Here is a 22,512-nt window from a genome sequence, read left to right as displayed (position 1 = left end):
TGGGGCGGGAGTTTTCTGTATCTTCGCCCGAAATTAGGGCCTTTCCCGTAGTTTATCTTCCATCACAAGCAGCCGTAGATGAAGTTTCTCGTTTGCATCAGCAACGTACCCGACACGACCACCAAAATCACCTTCACGCCCGATAACAAGGAGTTCAACAAGGCTGGCGTGCAGTTCGTGATTAATCCCTGGGATGAATATGCCCTCACCCGCGCCATCGAGCTGAAAGAAGCTCAGGGCAGCGGCACGGTCACCGTCCTCAACGTCGGCGAGGCCGACACCGAGCCCAACATCCGCAAGGCCCTGGCCATCGGCGCCGACGACGCCATTCGGGTGAATGCCGCGCCGAAAGATGCCTACTTCGTGGCCCAGCAGATTGCCGCCATTGCCAAGGAAGGTGCCTACGACGTGATTCTGATGGGCAAGGAAAGCATCGATTACAATGGTTTCCAGGTGCACGGCATGGTGGGCGAGATGCTCGGCATCCCGACCGTGGCCCCGGCCATGAAGCTCGATATGAGCGGCAGCACTGCCACGCTGGAGCGCGAAATTGAGGGCGGCAAAGAGATTGTGGAAGTGAATACGCCCTTCGTGGCCTCCTGCCAGCAACCTATGTGCGAGCCCCGCATCCCGAACATGCGCGGCATCATGACGGCCCGCACCAAGCCGCTGAAAGTGGTGGAGCCCGTGGGCGAAGGTGCCCGCACCGAGGTAGCCGAGTACGCGCTGCCGCCCAAGAAGCAGGGCGTGAAGCTCATCCCGGCCGAAAGCGCCGGCGACCTGATCAAGTTGCTCCGCAACGAAGCCAAAGTCATCTAAGAATCAATTAAAAATTAAAAATTGAGAATTAAAAAATTGGCTCAACCGGCTTTTAAGCGCTGATTGAAATATGCCTGCCAATTACTCAAACTCAATTTTTAATTTTTAATTCTCAATTTTTAATTGAAAAACATGTCCGTTCTAGTAGTTGTTGAATGTGATAACGGCGAAGTAAAAAAGTCTTCGCTGGAAGTGGCTTCCTACGGAAGCCAGGTGGCCCAGATGCTCGGCACCACGGCTACGGCCGTGGCCGTGGGTGAGGCTACCGAGGCCAACCTGGCCAAGCTCGGCGAGCAGGGCATCAGCAAGGTGCTCTATGATGCGGAGCCCCGTCTGAAGGACTTCGTGAATGGTGCCTACACCAAGCTCATCGCCGCCGCCGCCGGCAAGGAAGATTCCAAAATCATTGTGCTGGCCAACTCCAACATCGGCGCTTCGGTGGGCTCGCGCCTGTCGGTGCGGCTGCAGGCCAGCCTGGCTACCAACGTGGTAGAGCTGCCCAAAGCCAATGGCAGCAGCTTCACGGTGAAGCGCGGTGCCTTCTCGGGCAAAGCCTTTGCCGACGTGGTACTCTCCGGCGACCGGAAGATCATTGCCGTCAAGAAAAACTCCATCGAAGCACTGCACGAGGCCGGCAAAACGGCCACGGTAGAGGCTTTCTCGGCCAGCCTGAGCGATGCCGACTTCACCGACGCGCCGAAGCAAGTAGTAATGCAAGACCAGGCCGGCGGCATTCTGCTGCCCGAAGCCGACAAAGTAGTTTCCGGCGGCCGGGGCATGAAAGGTCCCGAAAACTGGGGCCTCATTGAAGACCTGGCCAAGGCGCTGGGCGCGGCTACGGCCTGCTCCAAGCCCGTTTCCGACGTCGATTGGCGCCCTCACCACGAGCACGTGGGCCAGACGGGCATCACCGTTTCGCCGAACCTATACATTGCCTGCGGCATTTCGGGCGCTATTCAGCACCTGGCCGGCGTAAACTCTAGCAAGGTGATTGTGGTCATCAACAAAGACCCCGAGGCTCCTTTCTTCAAGGCGGCCGACTACGGTATCGTAGGCGACGTATTTGAGGTGCTGCCTAAGCTTACCCAGGCCGTAAAAGAGCTGGGCTAAGCCTTTGCCCGTTGGGAACCCGCAGACTGGTCGCAGGGCCGGTTTTTCTGCGGGTTCCCAATTTTTTTACCCGTTTCGCCCGCCGATTACGGGGCCTTTACTTTCTTTGCACGTAGGAAGGCCGCACACGAAGTCCCAACGACTCCCGCCGCAGGTCAGCGGAAGCTAAGTCTCAAGACCCTTGAAAAAAATTCAGCTTGAAATTCTGGGCCTCTCGTCCAGCCAGTCGCAGTCGGGTTCTTTTGCCCTGATTTTGGGCGAGAAAACCGGCAACCGGCGTCTGCCGATTATCATTGGCATGTTCGAGGCGCAAAGCATTGCCATTCAGATCGAAAAGATCAGTCCGAACCGGCCGCTCACGCACGATCTGTTCAAGTCATTTGCCGAGCATGTGCATGTGGCAGTGCTGGAAGTGCTGATTTCGGACCTGAAGGAAGGGGTATTCTATTCCAAAATCGTGTGCACCGACGGCGCCACCACCTTCGAGCTGGATGCCCGCCCTTCCGATGCCATTGCCATCGGCCTGCGCTTCGGCGTGCCGATTTTCACGGTGGAAAGCGTGCTGAGTGAAGCCGGCATTATTCTGAGCGACCTGGACGAGAATGCCGATGAGGATGCCGACGACGACGATGAGGATGAAGATGACGACCTGACGGGCGGCACGCCCAAGCCCGAGCCCACCCCGCGCGACCCCAGCGGCCAGGTTTCTTTGGACGAGCTGACTAAAATGCTGGCTCAGGCCCTGGAAAAGGAAGACTACGAGAAAGCCGCCAAAATCCGCGACGAATTGAACAAGCGCAACGGGTAGCGCTGCGCTTCAATTAAAAATTGAGAATTAAAAAAGAGGAATTGGGTCTTTTCCCGATTCCTCTTTTTTAATCGGCCTTAACCTAATAGAGTGCCCAAGACTTTCTCACCTTTTCAATTTTTGACTTTTCATTTCTGATTCTCAAAAAGCATGGATCTGCAATATCCCATCGGGCGGGCTGAGCTGCCTACCGCGCCGCTGAGCGCTACTGAGCGCACGGCCTGCATTCAGCAAATTGCTGACTTGCCGGCCCAACTGTTGGCTGCTGCCAAAGCCGTGGGCGGCGAGGCGCTGCAACAGCCCTACCGCCCCGGCGGCTGGAGCGGCCGGCAGGTTATCCATCACCTCGCCGACTCACACCTGAACTGCTACACGCGCTTCCGCCTGGCCCTCACCGAAGACAACCCCACCATCCGGCCCTACGACGAAAAAGCCTGGGCCGAGCTGCCCGACGTGGCCGCTACGCCTATTACCGTATCACTGGCGCTGCTGGAGGCGCTGCACGCACGGTGGGTCACGCTGCTACACCACCTCGATGAGGCACAGTGGCAGCGCACGTTTTATCATCCGGGCATGGAGCGCGAATTCACCCTGGATCAGGCGCTGGTGCTGTATGCCTGGCACGGGCGGCACCATCTGGCGCACGTAGAAAGCCTGCGCGGGCGGTAGGGCCTCCGACTTGTGTTACGCAAACGGCCCGGCGCATGAGAGTGCGCCGGGCCGTTTGTGTGAGGAAGTTTGCCGCTTAGCTGTTGGGCGTTTTGGGGGCTTCCTCGGTTTCTTTCAGCGGTTCTTCTACCACGGCGGCGAGGCCGCCTTCGGTTTCCTCGTCCACTTTTTTGGCGGCCCGCACCAGGCTGCTGCTGAAGATGAACTCCTTCAGCTCGGGCACGGTGGTGTTCAGAATTTCGTCCTTGTTGCCGTCCCAGAGCTTCTGGCCTTTGTGCAGGAAGATGATATGGTCGCCGATTTCGACCACCGAGTTCATATCGTGGGTAATGACGACGGTGGTGATGCCGTACTCGTGGGTGATTTCGTGAATCAGCTCGTCGATCTTGATGCTGGTGGCGGGGTCGAGGCCGGAGTTAGGCTCATCGCAGAACAGGTAGGTGCAGTTGGGCGCGATGGCGCGGGCAATGCCGACGCGCTTCTTCATGCCGCCCGAAATCTCGGAGGGCATCTTGTTGCCCGCGTTTTCAAGGCCCACACGCTTCAGGCAGAACTCCACCCGGTCGCGGCGCTCCTCGCGGGTCATTTCCGGCGTCAGCATCTTGAGCGGGAATTCGGTGTTTTCGTACACCGTCATCGAGTCGAACAGCGCCCCGCCCTGAAACAGCATCCCGATTTTGCGCCGGATTTCCTGCTTGATGTCCACCTTGTTGTTGGTAAACACGGTGCCATCGAAGGTAATGCTGCCGATGTCGGGCTTCATTAGGCCTACAATGCACTGCAGCAGCACACTTTTGCCCGTGCCCGAGCCGCCGAGCAGCAGGTTGCACTTGCCCGTTTCGAACGTGCAGCTGATGCCCCGCAGAATGGGGTTGCCGTTAAAGGATTTCTGAATGTTATGAACCTCAATCATGAGCTTAATGTGCTGATATGCTAATGTGCCTTAATGTACTAATGATTGATGTGCTAATACGGAAATGTGCTGGTTTGCTAATGTGAGAATGTGCTGATTATTACCGTAAGGGAGAATCTATTTCGCGCATTGGCACATCAGCACTTTTTCACATTTAGCACATCAGCATATTTCCATATTAGCACATTAACCATTAGCACATTACAGAAGTACTGCCGCCAGTACGTAGTCGGCCAGCAGGATGGCGATGATGGAATTGGTGACGGCGCCGGTGCTAGCCGCGCCTACTTCCAAGGCACCGCCTTCGGTGTAATAGCCTTTAAACGAGGAAATGGCCGACACCAGAAAGGCGAAAACCACCGATTTGATTAGGGCAAAGGCAATGTTGTAGGGGACGAAATCGGTGCGGATGCCTTCTACATACTCCTGCGCCGACATAGCACCCGACAGCGTGCCGGCCAGATAGCCGCCCGTGATGGACAGCACCATGGCCAAAATAACCAGCAGCGGAAACATGAGCATGGCGGCAATGATGCGTGGCAGTACCAGATAAGAGGCTGAATTGATGCCCATTACCTCTAAGGCCGAAACCTGCTCGGTGATGCGCATGGTGCCCAGGCCGCCCGCAATGCTGGAGCCTACTTTGCCGGCCAGCACGATGCTGGTGATGGTGGGAGCCAGCTCCAGAATCGTCATTTCGCGCACCATGAAACCGATGGTGGATTTGGGAATGAGCGGATTAATCAGGTTGTAGGCAATCTGGACGCAGGTAACGGCCCCGATGAACGCGGAAACGATGGCGACGATAAAGACCGAGTCGATGCCGATAAGGATGGCTTCGTCGAGCGTGCGCTGCCAGAGCACCGCAAACCGCTCTTTCCGGACCAGCATGCTCTGCATGAAAATCAGGAACTCGCCGAATGTTTTGACCATAAAAAGCAAAAAGAGAAGGAAGAAAGCGGAAACTTGCGCCGGAAGAACGGAGGCGGGCGGCCCGCGTGGCAGGCCCGCTACCCATACGTAAAAACCTCAACCGGAAGCAAAGGAATGCAAAAATATATCGTTGTGACGGGTGGTACGAAAGGAATCGGGCGCGCCATCCTGACCCGGTTTGCCCAGGCTGGCTTCGGCCTGATTACCTGCGCCCGCTCCGCCGCCGACTTGGCGGACCTGAGCGCCAAGCTCCAAGAGCAGTTTCCCGGCACGGCAGTCCACACGCTGGCCGCCGACCTGAGCCGCGCCGACGAAACTGCGCGCTTCGCGGCTTTCGTGCAAAGTCTGGCAGTGCCTATCGAGGTGCTGGTGAACAACACCGGCGCGTTCGTGCCCGGCCGCCTGCAGGACGAGCCCGCCGACGGCTCGCAACTGCGCCAGATGATCGATGTGAACCTCTACAGCGCCTACGACCTCACCCGCGCCCTGCTGCCGGCCCTGATTGCGCGGCGCACGGGCCATATTTTCAATATGTGCTCCACGGCCAGCATCATGGCTTACCCCAACGGCGGCTCCTACTGCATTGCTAAATTTGCCCTGTACGGCATGACCAAAGTGCTGCGCGAGGAGCTAAAAGAACACAACCTGCGCGTAACGGCCATCCTGCCCGGTGCCACACTCACGGCCAGCTGGGAGGGTGTGGACCTGCCTGCCGAGCGCTTCATCCGGCCCGAAGACGTGGCCGAAGCCGTGTTCGGCGCCTGGTCCCTCTCGCCCCAGGCCGTGGTAGAGGAATTGCTCATCCGACCCCAGCTAGGCGACCTTTGAAGGGAATTCTGAATTATGAATGTTGAAGTATGAATTGGTGGTAAGTTGTCGGCTGCCGCCAATTCATACTTCAACATTCATAATTCAGAATTCCCTTCGCACCTGGCCGGTGTCGGTGATGCGGAGGTTGACTTTGGCGGGGTTGCCCTGGTAGTGCACGGTGCCGGTGCCGGCGTGGGTGCCGGCCAGGAAATCGGCGAACGTGACGTGGGCGTTGCCGTCGGAGTCGCGGGTGAGGTCAAGGTAGCACTGCTGGGTTTGCAGGCCCTGGGCGCGGAGGCTGCCGCTGCCGCCCACGGTGAGGTGGCAATCGTCGGCGCGGCCGCGCAAGGTTACGTTGCCCAGCTCGTACATGTCCTGGTTGAGGTAGTGGCTGGTGATGTCGAGGTCGTAGTCGCCGGCTCCGACGAGGTGGCAGAACAGCGTGTCGGCGCGGAAATTTCCGGCGGTGCGGATGTTGCCTTGGCCGCGCAGAAATACGTCGGTGAGGCGGGGCAGGTGTAGCGTTACCTGGCGGGGCACATCGTAGCGGCGCACCCAGTTGCAGCGGCTGGTATTGCGAATGGTGAGCCGCCCGTTGCTGCTGCTCAGCTCAATATCTTCCTGCAGATTGCGGCCGGTGCGTACTTCGGCGTAGGTTTCGTCGTCCTGCACCAGGGTCACATCCACGTTGTCGTAGGCCGTCAGGACGTGGAAGGGCTCCAGCTCCCGGCGCTCGGTGGTTACTTTGCCGGTGCTTTTCAGGCAGTCGGTTTCGTGGTCTTGACCGCAGCCAACCAGCAGCAGCGCCGCCAAGGCGGCTACGCGGCCGGTTCGTATACCCAAAAGCCGCAAGCCGGCGTTACCTTGCACCCAGATAGCCATCCGAAACATCACGCACCAATATGAATCTGAGCGGCAAGATAGTTATTCTGACAGGCGTCAGCAAAGGCATCGGGCACGCCACGGCGCGGGCGCTGCTGGCCAAAGGGGCCGTGGTGGCCGGCTGGGGCCGCACCGCCCCCGCTGATTTGCAGCACGAGCGGTTCCAATTTATCGAGTGCGACATTCGCAACGAAGTGGCCGTGCAGGAAGCCTACGTGAATACGCGCCGGGAAGTAGGCGAAGAAATTCACGTCCTCATCAACAACGCCGGCGTGGGCATCATGGGCCCCGTAGACGGCTTCGCGGCCGACGACTGGCACACGATATTCGACACCAACGTGCACGGCACGTTCTACTGCTGCCGGGCCGTGCTGCCGCAAATGAAACGGCAGGGGCAGGGCCACATCATTAACGTAGCATCGTTGGCCGGTACGATGGGCACCGAGAACATGGCCGGCTACTGCGCCACGAAGTTTGCGGTGCGCGGCTTTTCGGAGGCGCTGTTCAAGGAAGTGCGGCAAGACGGCATTAAGGTGACTTGCGTAAACCCCGGCTCGGTGGAAACCAACTTCAACGGGGCCACGCCGGGTGCCGAGCCGAACCCGCACAAGCTGCGGGCCGAGGATGTGGCCGCCACCATCATTCACGCGCTGGAATCGCCGGATGGCGTGCTGGTATCGGAGGTAGATGTGCGACCTTTGCGGCCGAAGAAATAATTAAGCTGTCATTGCGAGGACGAAGGACGAAGCAATCCGTCCTGAAAAACGAAGAAAGCTTTGTTGACCCGCAAAGCCCTGCTGGATTGCCTGCGTCAGGGCTTTGAGGTGAAAAGGAGCTTTTGACATTTCAAAGGACGGATTGCTTCGTCCTTCGTCCTCGCAATGACAAGTTCAAGCTATGGTTGAAATAATAAGCCTCACCAAAACCTTCGGCACCCAGAACGCCGTGGACGACATCAGCTTCACGGTGGGCAAGGGCGAAATCCTGGGCTTTCTGGGACCGAACGGGGCCGGCAAGTCTACCACCATGAAGATTGCCACCGGCTACGTGCCGCCCACGGCGGGCACTGTGCTGGTGGCAGGCTTCGACGTGCGCACGGCCCCCCTGGAGGTGCGCCGGCGCGTGGGCTATCTGCCCGAGCACAACCCGCTCTACCTCGATATGTACGTGCACGAGTACCTCGAATTTATCGGCTCGGTGCACGGGCTGGGCGGCTCCGGGCTGCGCCAGCGGGTGCGGCAGCTGGTGGAGCGCGTTGGGCTGGGGCGCGAGCAGAACAAGCTGATCGGGGCGCTGTCGAAGGGCTACCGGCAGCGGGTGGGCCTGGCCCAGGCCCTGATTCACGACCCCGGCGTGCTCATTCTGGATGAGCCCACCACCGGCCTCGACCCCAACCAGATCCAGGAAATTCGCCAGCTCATCCGGGAGCTGGGCCAGGACAAGACCGTCATTTTCAGCACCCACATTCTGCCCGAAGTCACGGCCCTGTGCAGCCGGGCCGTCATCATCAACCGCGGCCGGCTGGTAGCCGATTCGCCGGTTTCGGAGCTGGGCGCGGGCGCGGCCGGCGAAACCATCATCCGCGCCGAGTTCGAGCAGCCCATTGATATGGCGCCGTTGCGGGCCCTGCCCGGCATCAGCCGCGTGGAGGCGGAAGCCGGCAACGTGTACCGTATTCAAGCCAAATCCGGCACCGACCAGCGCGGCGCTATTTCGCGCCTGGCAGCGCAGCAGGGTTGGGTTCTGCTGGGCCTAAGGCAGGAAGAGCAGAGCCTGGAACAGGTGTTTCAGGAGCTAACGAAGTGAGTAGTTTGTCATTGCGAGGACGAAGGACGAAGCAATCCGTCCTCTGAAATGTAGAAAGCTCCTTTTCACCAGAAAGCCTTATCATATAGTGATATCAGGGATTTTAGTTTAACAGCGCTTTTTACATTTCACAGGACGGATTGCTTCGTCCTCGCAATGACAGTTTAGCACATCAGCACATCAAAGAATCAGCACATTAAAAAATGCTTGCCATCCTTCGCAAAGAATTCAACAGCTTCCTGAATTCCCCTGTGGCCTACGTGGTCATCGGGGTGTTTCTGGTGGCGACGGGCCTGTTCGTGTGGGTCATCCCGGATAGCAGCGTGCTCGACTACGGCTTTGCCGATTTGCAGACGCTGTTCAATATGGCCCCCTGGATTTTCCTGTTCCTGATTCCGGCCCTGACCATGCGCACCTTTGCCGAGGAGAAAAAGGCCGGCACCATCGAGCTGCTGCTCACCCGCCCGCTCACCGACGGGCAGATAATAGGAGGGAAGTACCTGGCCTGCCTGCTGCTGGCGCTGCTGGCCCTGGTGCCCACGCTGCTCTACTACTACTCGGTGTATCAGCTCGGAGCCCCGGCCGGCAACATTGATTCGGCGGCTACGGTGGGCTCGTATCTGGGGCTGGGGCTGCTGGCGGCGGTATTCGCGGCCATCGGCATCTTCGCCTCCGCCATTACGCGCGACCAGATTATTGCCTTCCTGGTGGCCGTGGTCGGCTGCTTCCTGGTGTACTCAGGCTTCGATTCGCTGGCCTCCATCTTCGATGGCGCGCCGGCCTACTACATCAGCCAGCTCGGCATCGCCGCCCACTACCGCGACATCAGCAAGGGCCTCATCGACTCCCGCGACCTGACGTATTTCCTGTCTATCATTGCCGCTATGCTACTGGCTACCAGGCTGGTGCTGCAAAGCCGCAACTGGTAGCACCCCTCCCCAACCCCTCCCCAACCCCTCCCCAAAAGGGAGGGGCTTATGTTACTACTACAAAGCCCATATCCGTCTGGCTCCCGTCTCTTTTGGGGAGGGGCTGGGGGAGGGGTCCACGAAAGCACAATGCCCGAACAACCCACGCCAACAGCTTCCAACAAACGCCGCGACTGGTTCCGCTTCGGAGCCGTTATCGGCCTGCTGCTGCTGTTCAATTTCATCGGCCAGCAGTTTTTCTTCCGGCTCGATCTGACCCAGGAGAAGCGCTACACCATGGCCCCGGCCACCCGGCAGTTGCTGGAGAATCTTAAGCAGACCGTAACGGTGACGGTGTATCTGGATGGCGACTTTCCGCCCGCCTTTCGGCGATTGCAGCAGTCGGTGCGCGAAACGCTGAACGAGATGCAGGTATACGGCGGCGCCAATCTGCACTACATCTTCGTCGATCCGTCGGCGGCCGGCACTGAGAAGGCCCGCAATGAGTACTATGCCGCGCTCTTCAAAAAAGGGCTGAAGCCGACCAACCTGGGGGCCAACGAAAACGGCAAGCGGGTCGAGAAAATCATCTTCCCCTGGGCTACGGTAGCGGCCGGCGGCAAGGAGGAGCAGGTGCTGCTGCTGCGCGGCAACCAGGCCGCGCCCGCCGATGTGCGCCTCAACCAGAGCATCGAAGGGCTCGAATATGAGTTGGCCAGCGCCATCCGCAAGCTCAGCCCCGGCACGCGCAAGCGCATCGGGGTGCTCGAAGGCCACGGCGAGCTGAGCAACGTGGAGGCCGGCGACATCATCGGCTCGCTGCAGCAGTACTACGACGTGTTTCGCGTTGATTTGAACAAGGTGCGCCCGCAGGACCTGCGCAGCCTCAGCGCTATTATCGTGGCTAAGCCCGCTACGGCCTATTCCGAGCCCGAGAAGTTCAAGCTCGACCGGTTCATCACGCAGGGCGGCAATGCGCTGTTTTTCGTGGATGCCATGCGCGTGAACCTGGACAGCGCCAACCGCGGCGGCATGCTTTCCTTCCCGCTCCAGCTCAACCTCGACGATTTGCTGTTCAAATACGGCGTACGGGTGAACCCCGATCTGCTGCTCGACCTCAACTCCGGCGTCATCCCGCTCATCACCGGCATGAGCGGCGACAAGCCCAAGGTGGAACCCATGCCGTGGCAGTTTTACCCGCTCATCAACAACTTCAGCCCGCACCCCATCACCCGCAACCTTGACGCGGTGTACACCAAGTTCGTGAGCAGCCTGGATACGGTGAAGGCCGCCAGCATTCGCAAAACGCCGCTGCTGTTTACCTCGCGCTACACCCGGGTGCTGCCCTCGCCGGTGCCCATCAACCTGAACGATGCCCGCCTGGAGCCCGAGCAGAAGCTGTACAAGCAGCAGTTTAAGCCCGTCGGTTACCTGCTCGAAGGCCAGTTCGGCTCCCTCTACGCCAACCGCGCCGAGCCTGGCACCACGCGCTACCAGCCGGCCCAGTCCCCGCAGGCCCGCCCTTCCAAAGTGCTGGTGCTCTCCGATGGCGACTTCATCCGCTCGGAGCTGGATGCCAAAACCGGCAACCCCTACCGCCTGGGCTTCGACCGCCTCGCCAATACCGAATTTGCCAACCGCGAGCTGGTGCTCAACGCCGTGGACTATATGCTTGATGAAAGCGGCCTGATTGCCGTGCGCGGCAAGCAAATCACCCTGCGCCCTTTGGATAAGCTCAAAGTAATCGAGCAGAAGCGCCGCTGGCAGCTGCTGAATCTGGCGGTGCCGCTGGTGCTGCTGGCGCTGTTCGGGGTGGTGCGGGCCTGGCGACGGAAGCAGCGGTACGCACGGTTTGAGGGGAGTTAAAAACGTACTTCTTGGAACTCTAATGCGAATTTGTTATTGACTTTCTTGGCTTGAAATAGCTTTGTGTTTTTGTATTTATGTGATAGTATTTCCTTTATTTTATCTAGTGTTGATAATTCGCAATTGACACCAAGGTATACTGATTTCAGCGAGCTTTTATTGAATGACATTTTTCGTTGCTCGTTGTTTTTTAAATTTGTTCCTAATAATCTCAATTCTTCTTCGTATGCCCATTGGCTAGACTTGGTGTATATCATGTTGGCGATGGAGTCGTCAGCGAATAGATGAAAATTGAGGGTTTGAAAATCGCTGGTATAATGTACGTCAAGAGGATGGATGCCATCGGGTATGTCTGAGATGAATTCTAAACAAAATCCTCGATGGCTGTTGGCATAATGGGACCACATCAATATTGAACTGTTATTTCTAGAAAAACAGCATACACCAATGTTGTTGATTCTCTCCCTGAATAGACGTTCTGGTTTTCTAATAGGTTTGATAGATGCGGTAGTAGTAAAGTCTATGGTTTTAGTGTCGCAATCAAACGGGTCATTAAAATAGCTAGGTAGAGAAAGAAAAAAATACCCTTCTCTTAAGCTTTCAAAATGATAATCTTGGGTGCCATAAAATTTGAACACTGATTTAGGAATTCCTTTAGCCTTTCTTATTTCAGTTAGTTTGCTAAAAGTAGTTGCTTTATTATACGAGTCTGTGAATGCCTGTGTCCTTGGCTTGTCTTGTGCGTTTAAATTGATCTGTGTCGCTGGGTTATCTGAATCTCCAAATTTGAAATTTAGAAGTTGTACCTCTTCAGCGGTAAGCTTAGTAGTTGGTTTGGATTCTATTGTATGACCAACGGAAGCTAGATATTCAACCGCCACAAGCATACCAATTTGCAGGTCTTTTGCAGCTTGCTGTAATCTTTTAGGAGAGGGGATAGCCATTTTAACTGGACGGTTCGTGTGAAATTAAATTATAGAATAATCTCAGCGCAGTCACTCTGCATAGCCGAGCGACTGCAGCACTGCGGTAATTACACATCTGTAGGCCTTTCCTCCAGCAGCTTCTCCAACACCTCCGCTTACTGCTCCAGTCCGGCAATGCGGGCTTCCAGCAGCTTCTGCGGGCCTTCCGCACACTGGCGCGAGTTTATCGCAGCGTAACTTGTGACCAGCTATGACGATGAGGTTGCACCTCATCTGCCGCAGAGCGGTAATCGGCACCCCCATCCTTCAGGTGGGTGTAGCAGAGGAGTGACATAGGAGTTCTTGGCTGCGTATGTATTTCTAATACCGAATCTCTCCCTCCGTCACGAATGAGGCCAGCAGCGCGTGTAGGGAAGTGCTGTTGTGGTCAGAATTGGTGGGGAGAGTATCGGGCTTGGCAAGGTTCAGGTAGCCGGTCAGGTGGTCGAAGTCCTGCGGATCTACGGCTTTGAAGCCCATGCTCCACTGCGAGAAATTGCGCTGCTCAATGGGTCCATCGGAGAGCTTCATGAGGCGGGCATGGCGGAAATCCCGGGCGATGCGCTTGAAGATATAGTGTACTTCTTCCTGGCTGCCTTCCAGCACCTGCATAATGTCGCCGTGGCTGTAGAGCAGCACGCCGGTCAGGTTGTGGGCCGTATTCCAGGCGCGTGACTGGATTAGTAGAGCTTCCAGTTCCTGGTCGGTGAAAGGGGTAGTAGCGGTGCTTTGGTACACCAAATGAAAAAGGGTAGGGGTTGGCATCAGATAAATGCAGGGCTAAAAACTGATAATACGGTCAAGTACGGGGTTTCCCGGAAAAGGTGCAATGGTTGAGCTAATCGGCACCGCTGCTCTGACTTCAGCCCGGCCGGTGCTGCCCGCACCGGCCGCGGCTGCCCGGCATTTGGCGTAAGCCAGCGGCGGCATTATTCTGCCCGAATGGGCGCTAGAAAACCCCGCGGCCGTTCCCTATCTTTGTCGACTTCCCCAACACGTCCGAAACCCTCCGCCCTTATGAAGTTTATCGTCTCGTCTTCCGCCCTGCTCAAGCAGCTCCAGAGCATCAACGGCGTAGTCACGAACAACCCCGTGGTGCCGATTCTGGAGAATTTCCTCTTTGAAATCGAGGACGGCAAGCTGACGATTACGGCCTCCGACCTGGAAACCAGCATGATGACGGAGCTGCCCGTGGAAGCCCGCGAAAGTGGCCGCATTGCCGCCCCCGCCCGCATCCTGCTCGATACGCTCAAAAACCTGCCCGACCAGCCCGTGACCTTCACTCTGGACGAGGAAACCTACACCATCGAAATTGCCTCTTCCAACGGTCGCTACAAGCTGGCCGGCGAGAATGCCACCGACTTCCCCCGCGTGCCGGTAGTGAAAGGCTCGGCCCCGATTGAGATGCCCTCGTCGTCGCTGTCCCGCGCCATCAATAAGACCATCTTCGCCGTGAGCACCGACGAGCTGCGCCCCGCCATGACCGGCATTCTGGTGCAGCTGGCCGACAACCAGGTGACGTTTGTGGCCACCGACGGGCATCGCCTGCTGCGCTACCGCCGCTCCGATGTGGGCGCGGGCCAGACGGCCAACCTCATCATCCCGCGCAAGGCCTTCAACCTGCTGAAAAGCGCCCTGCCTTCGGAAGCTACCACCGTGCGCGTGGAGTTCAATAACTCCAACGCCTTCTTCAGCTTCAACCAGATGCGCCTGGTGTGCCGCCTCATCGACGAGCGCTACCCCGACTACGAAAACGTGATTCCGGTGAGCAACCCCAACAAGCTCATCATCAGCCGCGCCGACTTCCTGAACTCGGTGAAGCGCATCTCGATTTACTCGAACAAGACCACCCACCAGGTGCGCCTGCGCCTGGCCGGCTCCGAGCTGACCATCTCGGCTGAAGACCTGGACTTCTCGAACGAGGCCAACGAGAAGCTGCCCTGCCAGTACGACGGCGAGGACATGGAAATCGGCTTCAACGCCCGCTTCCTGGCCGAAATGCTCTCCAACATTGACTCCGAGGAAATCACGCTGGAGCTAAGCACCCCCAACCGTGCCGGCCTGCTCATGCCGACTACGCCGGACGACAACGAAAGCATCCTGATGCTGGTGATGCCGGTGATGCTGAACAACTATGTGTAAATTGATGAGTTGATTTTTTGATGTGCTGATGTGCTGGTTTTCAAACGGCCATCAGCACATCAGCACATCGACACATCAGCAAATCAACCTCATGAAAAAATCCGAAATCCGCTTCAGCATTGCCCTCGACGACCAGAAGGTGCCCGAGGCCATCAGCTGGCAGGCCACCGATGCGGGCCCCGATATTCACTTCGCCAAAGCCATCAACATTGCCCTCTGGGACCGGGACCAGGCCGGTACGATGAAAATCGACCTCTGGACCAAAGACATGCCCGTGGATGAGATGAAGCACTTCTACGTGGATACCATCGGGGCCATGGCCGAGAGCCTCCAAACCGCTACCAGCGACGCGGTGATGGTGAAGAAAATGCGCGACCTCTGCGCTGAGCTGATGAAGCACATTGAAGAGAATTCGGAGAAGCAGCCGCTGAGCTAGGCCGCCGCCCCATACAAAAGCACAAGCAAAAGCCCCGCTGAACTCAATCAGCGGGGCTTTTGCTATATAGGCGGTCTTAGTCTTTGGACTAACGTCCCCGGACGGCGGCGGCCCGGGTAGGAGCAGGCTTCGGCGTGGCGGGCCCGATGGTGGCCCCGCGGCTGCTGGCCGGCAATGGATTCTGCACCGAGTTTACGAAAGTGGCATTGGCCGTGCGGGCCGCATAGTCCTTGTCGTACTTATAGAAGTCGGAGCGGGAGCCGTAGTAGGCGCTGTACTGATCGGTGGACAGCACGGCCCGCAGCTCCTGGTCGCGCTCCTTGCATACGGCCCCGCACTGCTCATCAATGAGCTTGGCATCACCGGCATTGCGGCGCTCGATGGCGGCCATTTTTGCCACTTTATCCTCATTGATGGCCCGCAGCTTGGAGCTTTGGTAACCATTGAGGCGCAGGTCGCGGGCCATCTGGTCGGAAAGGCGCTTGGCCCGCACCTGCACGTCGGAGGCGAGGCGGGGAGACGACTTGGTTTTATCCTGGGGCTGAACCAGCGAAGGTTGCTGCTGCGCCTGTGCGCCGAGCGCCGAGGCCAGAAGCAACACGCCGATAGCAAGTGATTTTCTCATGGAGTGGAAAAGTTAGCGTAACGAATCCGTGAAAGCCGCATGGCCGCTGCCGTAGCATCAAACCGGGGCTGTTGTCTGATAACTAACGAAAAACTGTGCCAGCGAGTTCGGGTGAGTTTCGGGCGAAAGCCTTGTCATTGCGAGGACGCAGGACATTCCGCGCATCAAGCGGCGTCAATCCGTCCTCTGAAATGTAGCAACCCTTTTTCAGCACAAAGCCCTGACGTACTATTTACGTCAGGGCTTTTCTGTTTACAAAGTTTGGCTCGTTGTCCAGGGCGGATTGCTTCGTCCTCGCAATGACAGGTTTGCCTACCACTCGTTTTTCCACATCATCGATTCCACCGGCTTGTCGGTGCGGTCGTTGTATTTGGCGTTGGCCTTGCGGTTGTAGAAGGTCTGCACATCGCCCTGCACGGCGAAGTAGATGAGCTGGCCGATGGGCATGCCGGGGTACACGCGCACGGGCTGCGTGACGGAAATTTCCAGCGTCCAGGTGTTGCAGAAGCCCACGTCGCCCTTGCCGGCGGTGGCGTGAATGTCGATGCCGAGGCGGCCCACGCTGGATTTGCCTTCCAGAAACGGCACCTGGGCGTGGCTTTCGGTGTATTCTTCCGTCACGCCGAGGTAGAGCACGCCGGGCTGGAGCACGAAGCCTTCGTCCTGGGGCATCTCAAACACGTCGATTTCATTGTGCCGGCGGGCATCCAGCACCGCGTCGCGGTAGGTGGCCAAGTAGCGGCCCAGGTGCACGTCGTAGGAGTTGGTGCCCAGGCAACTGGGGTCGTAGGGCTCAATGACGATGTTGCCGCGCTTGATTTCGGCGAGAATCTGCTGGTCGGTCAGAATCATATTGAATTATGAATTATGAATGCTGAATTATGAATTGGAATGCGGAAAACAGGAAGGGCTGTGGCAGCAGGCCGGGAGAAGAGGTCGGAGAGTGCAGGCCCAGCAATTCATAATTCAGCATTCATAATTCATAATTTACTGTTCGTCTTCGTAGCGGTCTTCGGGCAGGGCGCTGGTCGAACGTCGGGCCGGGCGGTCGAGGTCGGGGCGCTGTTCTTCCAGTTCCTCAGCCAGGCCATCGAGGCGGGCGCGCAGGTCGGGCAGCACGTTCAGCACGATGTGGGCCAGCAGCAGCGTGGCGGTGGCGGCCAGTAGCAGCGTGAGGTAGTCGAGCCAGTCGTGGGCGGCAGGGGCATCGGCGGCGCGAAGCGCGGGCGTGGTTGTGGTCGTGGTTTCCGTCACCTGGGCTTCGGGCCGGGGTGCGGGGTCTTCGATGGGCGCGGTCACAGGCGGCTCGGCACCGGCATCGGCGGGGGGCACGGCGGCGCCATCGGCGGCCACATCTTCGGGGGCGGGGTCTTCAGAGGCGTTGAACTGGGCCGTGGCCTGCTTGATGATGCGCTCCTCGGCGCGAATCAGTGCCACCCGCTCGTCGCGGGGCAGGTTATGGATGAAGAACTCAAAGTTCTTGTCGAGCAGGATGCTGCGCAGCTGCTTCTCAAACTCGGCCAGATCGGTGCGGCCCTTGCCGAAGCGGCTCTTGAAGCGTTCGGAGGCATCGTTGTAGTTCTGAAACAGCTTCTTCAGGCTGGCATTGGTCCCGAAGCCATCGAACTGCCGACGGGCTTGGTGCGTGCGCAGCGAGACGGGAAACTTGTTGCGGGTGAACGACTTATCGTACACGGTTTCCATTGTGCGGAAATTCAGCTCATCCACAGTGCGGTCGAACAGGCGTTTGTTGGCCGCGGCAGGAGCTTCCGTCTGGGCGTGCACGGGAGTGTGAAACGCGACGCACAGCAGGAAAAATACCGGAAACAGGAGACGAAATCGGGACATGGCAGCGGTACGGTTTGGCCGCAAAGGTAACCAGTTGCCGGTGCGGTTCGGGCGTGCGGCGAAAAAACTGTGTTTTTCTATACCTCCGGCAGCTTTTGCGTCTGTCACCCTGAGCCTGCGAAGGACCTTCCCCTTTCCGCACTGTAAAACGTAATTCAACGCACAAAGCCCTCTACCACGCAAACGGTAAAGGGCTTTGCTCATTTTAAAAGGCTTGGTAGTAGCGAAGAGGAAGGTCCTTCGCTCTGCTCAGGATGACAGGCGGGAACAGTCGAGAGACCATATTCCTACAGCCCGTGCGCCTCGCGCATCGACTCGCGGCAGGCGGTCAGGTAATGGTCCACCAGCTCGTCGGTCATGGCGGTGCTCACGAACAAGGCTTCGTACTGGGCCGGAGCCAGGTAGATGCCGCGGTGCAGCATGGCGCGGAAATAGCGGCCAAACGCTTCCGTATCGGAGGTTTTGGCATCTTCCAGATTATGCACGGGCTGGCTGGTGAAGAACACGCTGAACATGGAGCCCACTTGGTTCACGGTGTAATTCAGGCCCAGCTCGGCGGCAATCTGGCGGGTGCCGTCGGCAATGCGGGTGGTGATGCGGTTCAGCTCGGCGTACAGCTCGGGGTGCTCCTGCAGATAAGTGAGCTGGGCAATGCCAGCGGCGGTGGCAATGGGGTTGCCGGAGAGTGTGCCCGCCTGGTACACTTTGCCGGCCGGTGCTACGCAGTCCATGATATCCTGCCGGCCGCCGTAGGCCCCCACGGGCATACCGCCGCCGATGATTTTGCCCAGCGTCGTCATGTCGGGCTTGATGCCGTACAGCTCCTGCGCGCCGCCGCGGGCAAGGCGGAAGCCGGTCATTACTTCATCAAAAATCAAAACGATGCCGTGCTGGGTACACAGGTCGCGCAGGCCCTGCAAGTAGCCCTCGGTGGGCGCTACGAGGCCCATATTCCCCACCACGGGCTCCAGAATGAGGGCCGCTACCTGGTCCTTGTTGGCTTCGATGGCTTGGCGGGTAGCTTCCAGGTCGTTGTAGGCTACCGTGATGGTGTCGCGGGCCACGCCTTCGGTCACGCCCGGCGAATCGGGGGTGCCCAGGGTGAGAGCGCCGCTGCCGGCGGCAATCAGGAAGGAGTCGCCGTGGCCGTGGTAGCAGCCTTCAAACTTGATGATCTTGTCGCGCCCGGTGTAGCCCCGCGCTACCCGAATGGCCGACATGCAAGCTTCGGTGCCCGAATTTACCAGCCGCACTTTCTCAATGCTGGGCACCATCTGCTTGATCAGCTCGGCCATTTCCACCTCGCGGCGCGTGGGCGCTCCGAACGACAGCGAGGCCGGAATGGCCGCCTGCACGGCATTCAGCACCACCTCGGGCGCGTGGCCCAAAATCATCGGCCCCCAGGAGTTGATGAAATCGAGGTAGCGGTTGCCGTCCACGTCGGTCAGCCACGCGCCTTTGGCCGACTGCATGAAAACCGGGTGGCCGCCCACCGCCCGAAAGGCCCGTACCGGCGAGTTCACCCCGCCCGGAATGTGGTTTTTGGCGCGCGTAAACAGCGCATCAGAAGTAGACAGATTAAGCTCAGCAGCAGCAGAAGACGACATAGAAGAGAGGAATGAAGAAAGGAGTGGGGCGAAGCCGAAGCCGCGCGAAGTAGTAAGTTGAGTGTTAAGCGACGCCAGGCCGCCCCGCTGGCTGATAGCGCGAAAGTTGTGCTACCGCACGCCCACCGGGTTCAGCACTTCTATTTCCAGGCGTTCGAGCTTGGTAAGCGGCACATACTGGTTGTCGTGGGCTCCGCCGGGGTAGCCGATGCCCTGGAAGACACTCCCGGAAACCGGCCCGGACGCGGCCAGGTTTTGCTGAAAAGCCGGCCCGTGCTGATGCAGCTGACTGCCAAAGTAATACAGCAGCTCGAAACCCGTGAAAGCAAACACCGAGGGGGGCAGATTCTGGCGCTGCACATACAGCTGGCGGAAGCGCCGCACGCCGGGCGCGGTCTTATCCAGGTACTTAGGCTGCACAAAATATACGTCGCGGGCATCGAGCTGGCCGAGGCCGATGCGGGCGTTTTCCTGCCAGGAGGCGTAGGTGATGAGCGGCACGCGCGCCCCCTGGGCCTGCAGCACGCCCAGCGTGTACGGGCCAGCTTTGCGGTGGTCGGAAGCCACCACTAGGTGCCCCACGCTCTTCAGATCGAGCCCCGCGAAGCCCGCGGCCAATGACTCTTCTACGTCGGAATTGAGGCGGCGCAGCTGGATGACTTTGCCGCCCAGCGCCTCGTAGGTGGTTTTGTAGGCCAGGGCGAAGGCGGCTTCGTCCTTGGTGTCTTCGTGCAGCACCACGGCGGTGCGGGCCGTGAGCTGGCTGAAGGCAAACTGCGCCGCCGCCCGGCCCTGGGTGGCCGAGCTGGGCTCAAAGAGGTAGTGCCAGCCATTATCGAGCACCAAATCCCCATCCTGCGACAGCGGATTCACGCACACGATCTGGCGCTGCTGGGCGTAGCGGGCCAGCAGCTTGCTCCCCGACTTGTACACCGGCCCAATAATCAGGTCCATGCCGGCCAACTCGGGCAGGGCCAGCACCTGCTTGAGCTGCAGCGTGTCGGCCCCGGTATCGTAGGCAAACAGCTGCAGGGGCCGACCCTCGCGCTGCAGCGAGTCCTGGGCCAGGCGCAAGCCGGCATAGAGGTCCGTCACGAACTGGTTTTTGCGGCGCGTTTCCCAGCTAGGGTCCGCAAACTCGAAGGGCAGGAGCACGGCCACGTTGTAGCTGCTCTTTTTGGCTGGCCGGGGGCGCGGCGTGTAGCGGGCGCGGTCGAGGCCCAGCTGGCTGATGAGCTGGTCGAGTTGGGGCTTGTCGGCCTCGGTGTACCAGCCGCCGCTCACGAGCTTGTCGGCGTAGGCGCGGCCCAGCGCGGCATCCTGCGGGTAGGTTTGCAGCAGCTTCTGAAACAGTACTTTATCCCGGATGCGCGGCAAATACGCGGCCTTCATGTTTTCGCGCTCCGCACTGAGTTTATCGGCGGGCAGCTGGCTGAGAATCAGCAGGGCATTTTCGGGCTCACTCTGCTCGAAGGAAACCTGAGCCTGCAAAAAAAAGGCTTCCGGCAGGCCGGGCCAGGCGGCATACTCGGTGCGCAGCAGGTTCAGCATCTGCTCGGCCTCGGCCCATTTTTTGGCCCGCGTGGCGGCTATAGCATATAGGTAGGCCGCTTCGGGAGCCCGCTCAAACTGCGCTTTAGGCTGCGCAATGGGCTCTAGCTCCTGCATGGCCAGCTCGTAGCGCGTCTGACCGATGAGGGTTTTGCCGTTTTGGTAGCGGGTATTAGGGTCGGTGGAGCCCATGCGGGCGGGCAGGGGCGGGCCAGTGGGCCGCACGGGCGGCGCTACGGCCGGGCGGGGCGGAGCCGCCGGAGGGCTGGTAGCGGCGGGTTTGGTAACGGACGGAGCCGTTTTGACCGGAGCACCTTTGGCCGTTGGGCTGGCTGCCGGCTTGGTTGCTGGCTTGGCCGCCGGAGCCGGGCTGGCCGGCCGGCGAACCGGCGCGGCGGCCGGGTTGGCAGTTGGGGTGGGTTTGGCGGGCGTGGCTTTGGTCGGAGCCGGGCGCACCGGCTGCTGAGCCAGCGCCGGCAGTCCCAGCGCCAAACTCAGCACCGAAAGTTGCAAACAGGAGAAAATCTTCATATGAAGAAGAGGCCGAAAAAAACGGGCGAAGAACAGGCCCGCGCCCCACAGGGCCGCAAGCCCGGCAAAGGTACTCAGATAGCGTGGGGAATAGATTGCCCAAGCTTACTACCCCCGTAGCTGGTCAGCAGTGCCCCTAACAACGCAGACCCGGCCGCCCCAAACCGGGCAACCGGGTCTGCTTTTCCCTGTGCCACTCCGGCGGGTGCCGGCGGTGCGCACAGGGGCACCGTAAGCTGGCGCTACCCGACCACTGGTGGCAGGTGTCCGCGCGTGGCGGCCCGGAAGCCGGGTTCCCGCTCTCCAGTCGGTTTGATGAGAATGAGTTGGTTACGGTCGGACGCTCAAGATGGCCCGCGTTGGTCAGCCCGGGTATTCACGTCAGGCGGGTTGCAGCCGGCGCACCCGCTCGGCTTCTGCATCATTCACCTGCGTCACGGCTGTGGCGTAGATGCGGAAGTCGTTGTCGGGGAATTGCTCTTGCAGCAGCAGCTCGATGCGGCGGTAGAGCAGGGCTTTGGTCAGAAAAAGAACCCGATACAGGGGTTCGGTGCTCACAGTGCCGGCAGCTGTGAGGCAGTAGTTCTCAATGGCCTCGTCCACAAAGACATCGGTGGCCAAGCGCTCGGTCAGCACCAGGTGGGCCACGGTGCGGGCCGCGGCGGGGCTCAGTGTGAGCAGATTGAACAGAATCATGGAAAAGAAGCAAAAGCGGGAAGTGAAACAAGGCTGGTTCGGCCGCGCCGGCCGCCGGGGGCAGGCTAGCGTCCTTTGTAGGGGGCCATGCTGTGCAGAATTTCCTGCATCAGCGGCTCATGATTCATAAAGGCGTCAGGCGTAGCCAAAATGTAGATTAGCAGCACGTGGCCGCGGTGGTGGGCGGCCAGCGCGTCGTAGCGCAACGCGCGCCCATCCATACTGCCCGTGCCGGTAGTTTCCAGAAACCGGATGCCGTTGTAGGCCGTGGCATACTGCTTGTTGATGGGCACCCCAAATTTTTCGGTGAGGTGAAACAGCGCCTGTTCGGGTGTCATATTGGCTGCTGCCCCGCGTAGCTTGCCAATAAAGAGCATCATGTTCTGGTCGGGGCTCATGTGCGTGAGAGCCAGGGTGGTATCGGTGGCCTGGCGCAGCTTGTTCCAGTCGGCCGGCACACGGTACTGCAACTGGTATTGGGGGTTGCGCACCCATTCCAGTGGGGCCGCCGCCTGTGCCCGCAGGCGAAGGGGCAGCATACTCAGAAGCAACAGCAGCAGAAGTTTCATGGCGGGGAAGGGGAAAAA

The 22,512-nt window shown here is 59.2% G+C and carries 23 protein-coding genes; 11 read left to right on the top strand and 12 right to left on the bottom strand.

The window, feature by feature from the left end; translation table 11 throughout:
- Positions 1-78 precede the first annotated feature (78 nt).
- The 4 genes from BUB62_RS06825 (at position 79) to BUB62_RS06810 (ending at position 3,406) form a co-directional block, all read left to right on the top strand.
- Positions 79-819, top strand: coding sequence for an electron transfer flavoprotein subunit beta/FixA family protein (locus BUB62_RS06825; protein WP_073107865.1), 741 nt, complete (start codon positions 79-81; stop codon positions 817-819).
- Positions 820-951: 132 nt separating this feature from the next.
- Complete coding sequence (locus BUB62_RS06820) at positions 952-1,929, top strand: electron transfer flavoprotein subunit alpha/FixB family protein (protein ID WP_073107862.1); 978 nt, start codon at positions 952-954, stop codon at positions 1,927-1,929.
- Between the two features lie 181 nt (positions 1,930-2,110).
- Complete coding sequence (locus BUB62_RS06815) at positions 2,111-2,737, top strand: bifunctional nuclease family protein (protein ID WP_073107859.1); 627 nt, start codon at positions 2,111-2,113, stop codon at positions 2,735-2,737.
- 150 nt (positions 2,738-2,887) lie between these two features.
- Entirely contained in the window at positions 2,888-3,406 is a 519-nt protein-coding gene (locus BUB62_RS06810) for a YfiT family bacillithiol transferase (protein WP_073107856.1), read from the top strand.
- 76 nt (positions 3,407-3,482) lie between these two features.
- Here the strand turns inward: BUB62_RS06810 and BUB62_RS06805 are convergent, their stop codons facing one another.
- On the bottom strand, positions 3,483-4,319 hold the full coding sequence (locus BUB62_RS06805) for an ABC transporter ATP-binding protein (protein WP_084538884.1): 837 nt from the start codon (positions 4,317-4,319) through the stop codon (positions 3,483-3,485).
- Between the two features lie 201 nt (positions 4,320-4,520).
- A complete protein-coding gene (locus BUB62_RS06800; RefSeq protein WP_073107854.1) occupies positions 4,521-5,252 on the bottom strand; it encodes an MlaE family ABC transporter permease in 732 nt (243 codons plus the stop codon).
- Between the two features lie 114 nt (positions 5,253-5,366).
- Here BUB62_RS06800 and BUB62_RS06795 point away from each other — a divergent pair, with 114 nt between their 5' ends.
- Positions 5,367-6,080, top strand: coding sequence for an SDR family oxidoreductase (locus BUB62_RS06795; protein ID WP_073107851.1), 714 nt, complete (start codon positions 5,367-5,369; stop codon positions 6,078-6,080).
- A gap of 84 nt (positions 6,081-6,164) precedes the next feature.
- Here BUB62_RS06795 and BUB62_RS06790 read toward each other — a convergent pair whose 3' ends face one another.
- Positions 6,165-6,905 carry a head GIN domain-containing protein gene (locus BUB62_RS06790; RefSeq protein WP_159437416.1) on the bottom strand — a complete coding sequence of 247 codons (741 nt, stop codon included), beginning with the start codon at positions 6,903-6,905 and terminating at the stop codon, positions 6,165-6,167.
- 59 nt (positions 6,906-6,964) lie between these two features.
- Between BUB62_RS06790 and BUB62_RS06785 the strand changes: the two genes are divergently transcribed.
- The 4 genes from BUB62_RS06785 (at position 6,965) to gldG (ending at position 11,524) form a co-directional block, all read left to right on the top strand.
- Entirely contained in the window at positions 6,965-7,660 is a 696-nt protein-coding gene (locus tag BUB62_RS06785; protein WP_073107846.1) for an SDR family oxidoreductase, read from the top strand.
- Between the two features lie 181 nt (positions 7,661-7,841).
- Positions 7,842-8,750, top strand: a complete 909-nt coding sequence (gene gldA / locus BUB62_RS06780; protein ID WP_073107843.1) for a gliding motility-associated ABC transporter ATP-binding subunit GldA — start codon at positions 7,842-7,844, stop codon at positions 8,748-8,750.
- A 203-nt stretch (positions 8,751-8,953) separates the two neighbouring features.
- On the top strand, positions 8,954-9,679 hold the full coding sequence (gene gldF / locus BUB62_RS06775; protein ID WP_073107840.1) for a gliding motility-associated ABC transporter permease subunit GldF: 726 nt from the start codon (positions 8,954-8,956) through the stop codon (positions 9,677-9,679).
- 129 nt (positions 9,680-9,808) lie between these two features.
- On the top strand, positions 9,809-11,524 hold the full coding sequence (gene gldG, locus BUB62_RS06770) for a gliding motility-associated ABC transporter substrate-binding protein GldG (RefSeq protein WP_073107837.1): 1,716 nt from the start codon (positions 9,809-9,811) through the stop codon (positions 11,522-11,524).
- Here gldG and BUB62_RS18715 read toward each other — a convergent pair.
- Together BUB62_RS18715 and BUB62_RS06760 are read right to left on the bottom strand one after the other, a co-directional pair.
- Positions 11,521-12,468, bottom strand: coding sequence for a DUF2971 domain-containing protein (locus tag BUB62_RS18715; protein WP_084538882.1), 948 nt, complete (start codon positions 12,466-12,468; stop codon positions 11,521-11,523). The two genes, gldG and BUB62_RS18715, sit on opposite strands and share 4 nt — an antisense overlap.
- Positions 12,469-12,810: 342 nt before the next feature.
- Entirely contained in the window at positions 12,811-13,254 is a 444-nt protein-coding gene (locus BUB62_RS06760; protein ID WP_084538881.1) for a BLUF domain-containing protein, read from the bottom strand.
- Between the two features lie 252 nt (positions 13,255-13,506).
- On the opposite strand from BUB62_RS06760, the gene dnaN reads away from it, so the two are divergent.
- Both dnaN and gldC read left to right on the top strand, forming a co-directional pair.
- Positions 13,507-14,631: a DNA polymerase III subunit beta gene (dnaN, locus tag BUB62_RS06755; protein ID WP_073107828.1), complete on the top strand. Its 1,125-nt coding sequence runs from the start codon at positions 13,507-13,509 to the stop codon at positions 14,629-14,631.
- Between the two features lie 91 nt (positions 14,632-14,722).
- A complete protein-coding gene (gldC, locus tag BUB62_RS06750; RefSeq protein WP_073108529.1) occupies positions 14,723-15,067 on the top strand; it encodes a gliding motility protein GldC in 345 nt (114 codons plus the stop codon).
- An 88-nt stretch (positions 15,068-15,155) separates the two neighbouring features.
- Here the strand turns inward: gldC and BUB62_RS06745 are convergent, their stop codons facing one another.
- The 7 genes from BUB62_RS06745 to BUB62_RS06715 form a co-directional block, all read right to left on the bottom strand.
- Complete coding sequence (locus BUB62_RS06745; protein ID WP_143164063.1) at positions 15,156-15,692, bottom strand: hypothetical protein; 537 nt, start codon at positions 15,690-15,692, stop codon at positions 15,156-15,158.
- A 312-nt stretch (positions 15,693-16,004) separates the two neighbouring features.
- Positions 16,005-16,544, bottom strand: coding sequence for a dCTP deaminase (dcd, locus tag BUB62_RS06740; RefSeq protein ID WP_073107822.1), 540 nt, complete (start codon positions 16,542-16,544; stop codon positions 16,005-16,007).
- A 135-nt stretch (positions 16,545-16,679) separates the two neighbouring features.
- The gene (locus tag BUB62_RS06735) at positions 16,680-17,540 is read right to left on the bottom strand and encodes a hypothetical protein (protein WP_143164062.1); all 861 of its coding nucleotides are present in this window, start codon (positions 17,538-17,540) and stop codon (positions 16,680-16,682) included.
- 287 nt (positions 17,541-17,827) lie between these two features.
- Positions 17,828-19,147: a glutamate-1-semialdehyde 2,1-aminomutase gene (gene hemL / locus BUB62_RS06730; protein WP_073107816.1), complete on the bottom strand. Its 1,320-nt coding sequence runs from the start codon at positions 19,145-19,147 to the stop codon at positions 17,828-17,830.
- A 111-nt stretch (positions 19,148-19,258) separates the two neighbouring features.
- On the bottom strand, positions 19,259-21,229 hold the full coding sequence (locus BUB62_RS19650) for an ABC transporter substrate-binding protein (protein WP_084538880.1): 1,971 nt from the start codon (positions 21,227-21,229) through the stop codon (positions 19,259-19,261).
- A gap of 381 nt (positions 21,230-21,610) precedes the next feature.
- The gene (locus BUB62_RS06720) at positions 21,611-21,925 is read right to left on the bottom strand and encodes a hypothetical protein (protein ID WP_073107813.1); all 315 of its coding nucleotides are present in this window, start codon (positions 21,923-21,925) and stop codon (positions 21,611-21,613) included.
- Positions 21,926-21,990: 65 nt separating this feature from the next.
- On the bottom strand, positions 21,991-22,494 hold the full coding sequence (locus BUB62_RS06715) for a hypothetical protein (RefSeq protein ID WP_073107810.1): 504 nt from the start codon (positions 22,492-22,494) through the stop codon (positions 21,991-21,993).
- Between the last annotated feature and the right edge of the window lie 18 nt (positions 22,495-22,512).

The organism is Hymenobacter daecheongensis DSM 21074 (genome assembly GCF_900141805.1).
Lineage (GTDB): Bacteria > Bacteroidota > Bacteroidia > Cytophagales > Hymenobacteraceae > Hymenobacter > Hymenobacter daecheongensis.
Note: the sequence above shows the minus strand (reverse complement) of the source record. Positions and strands in the feature narration are given on the sequence as shown.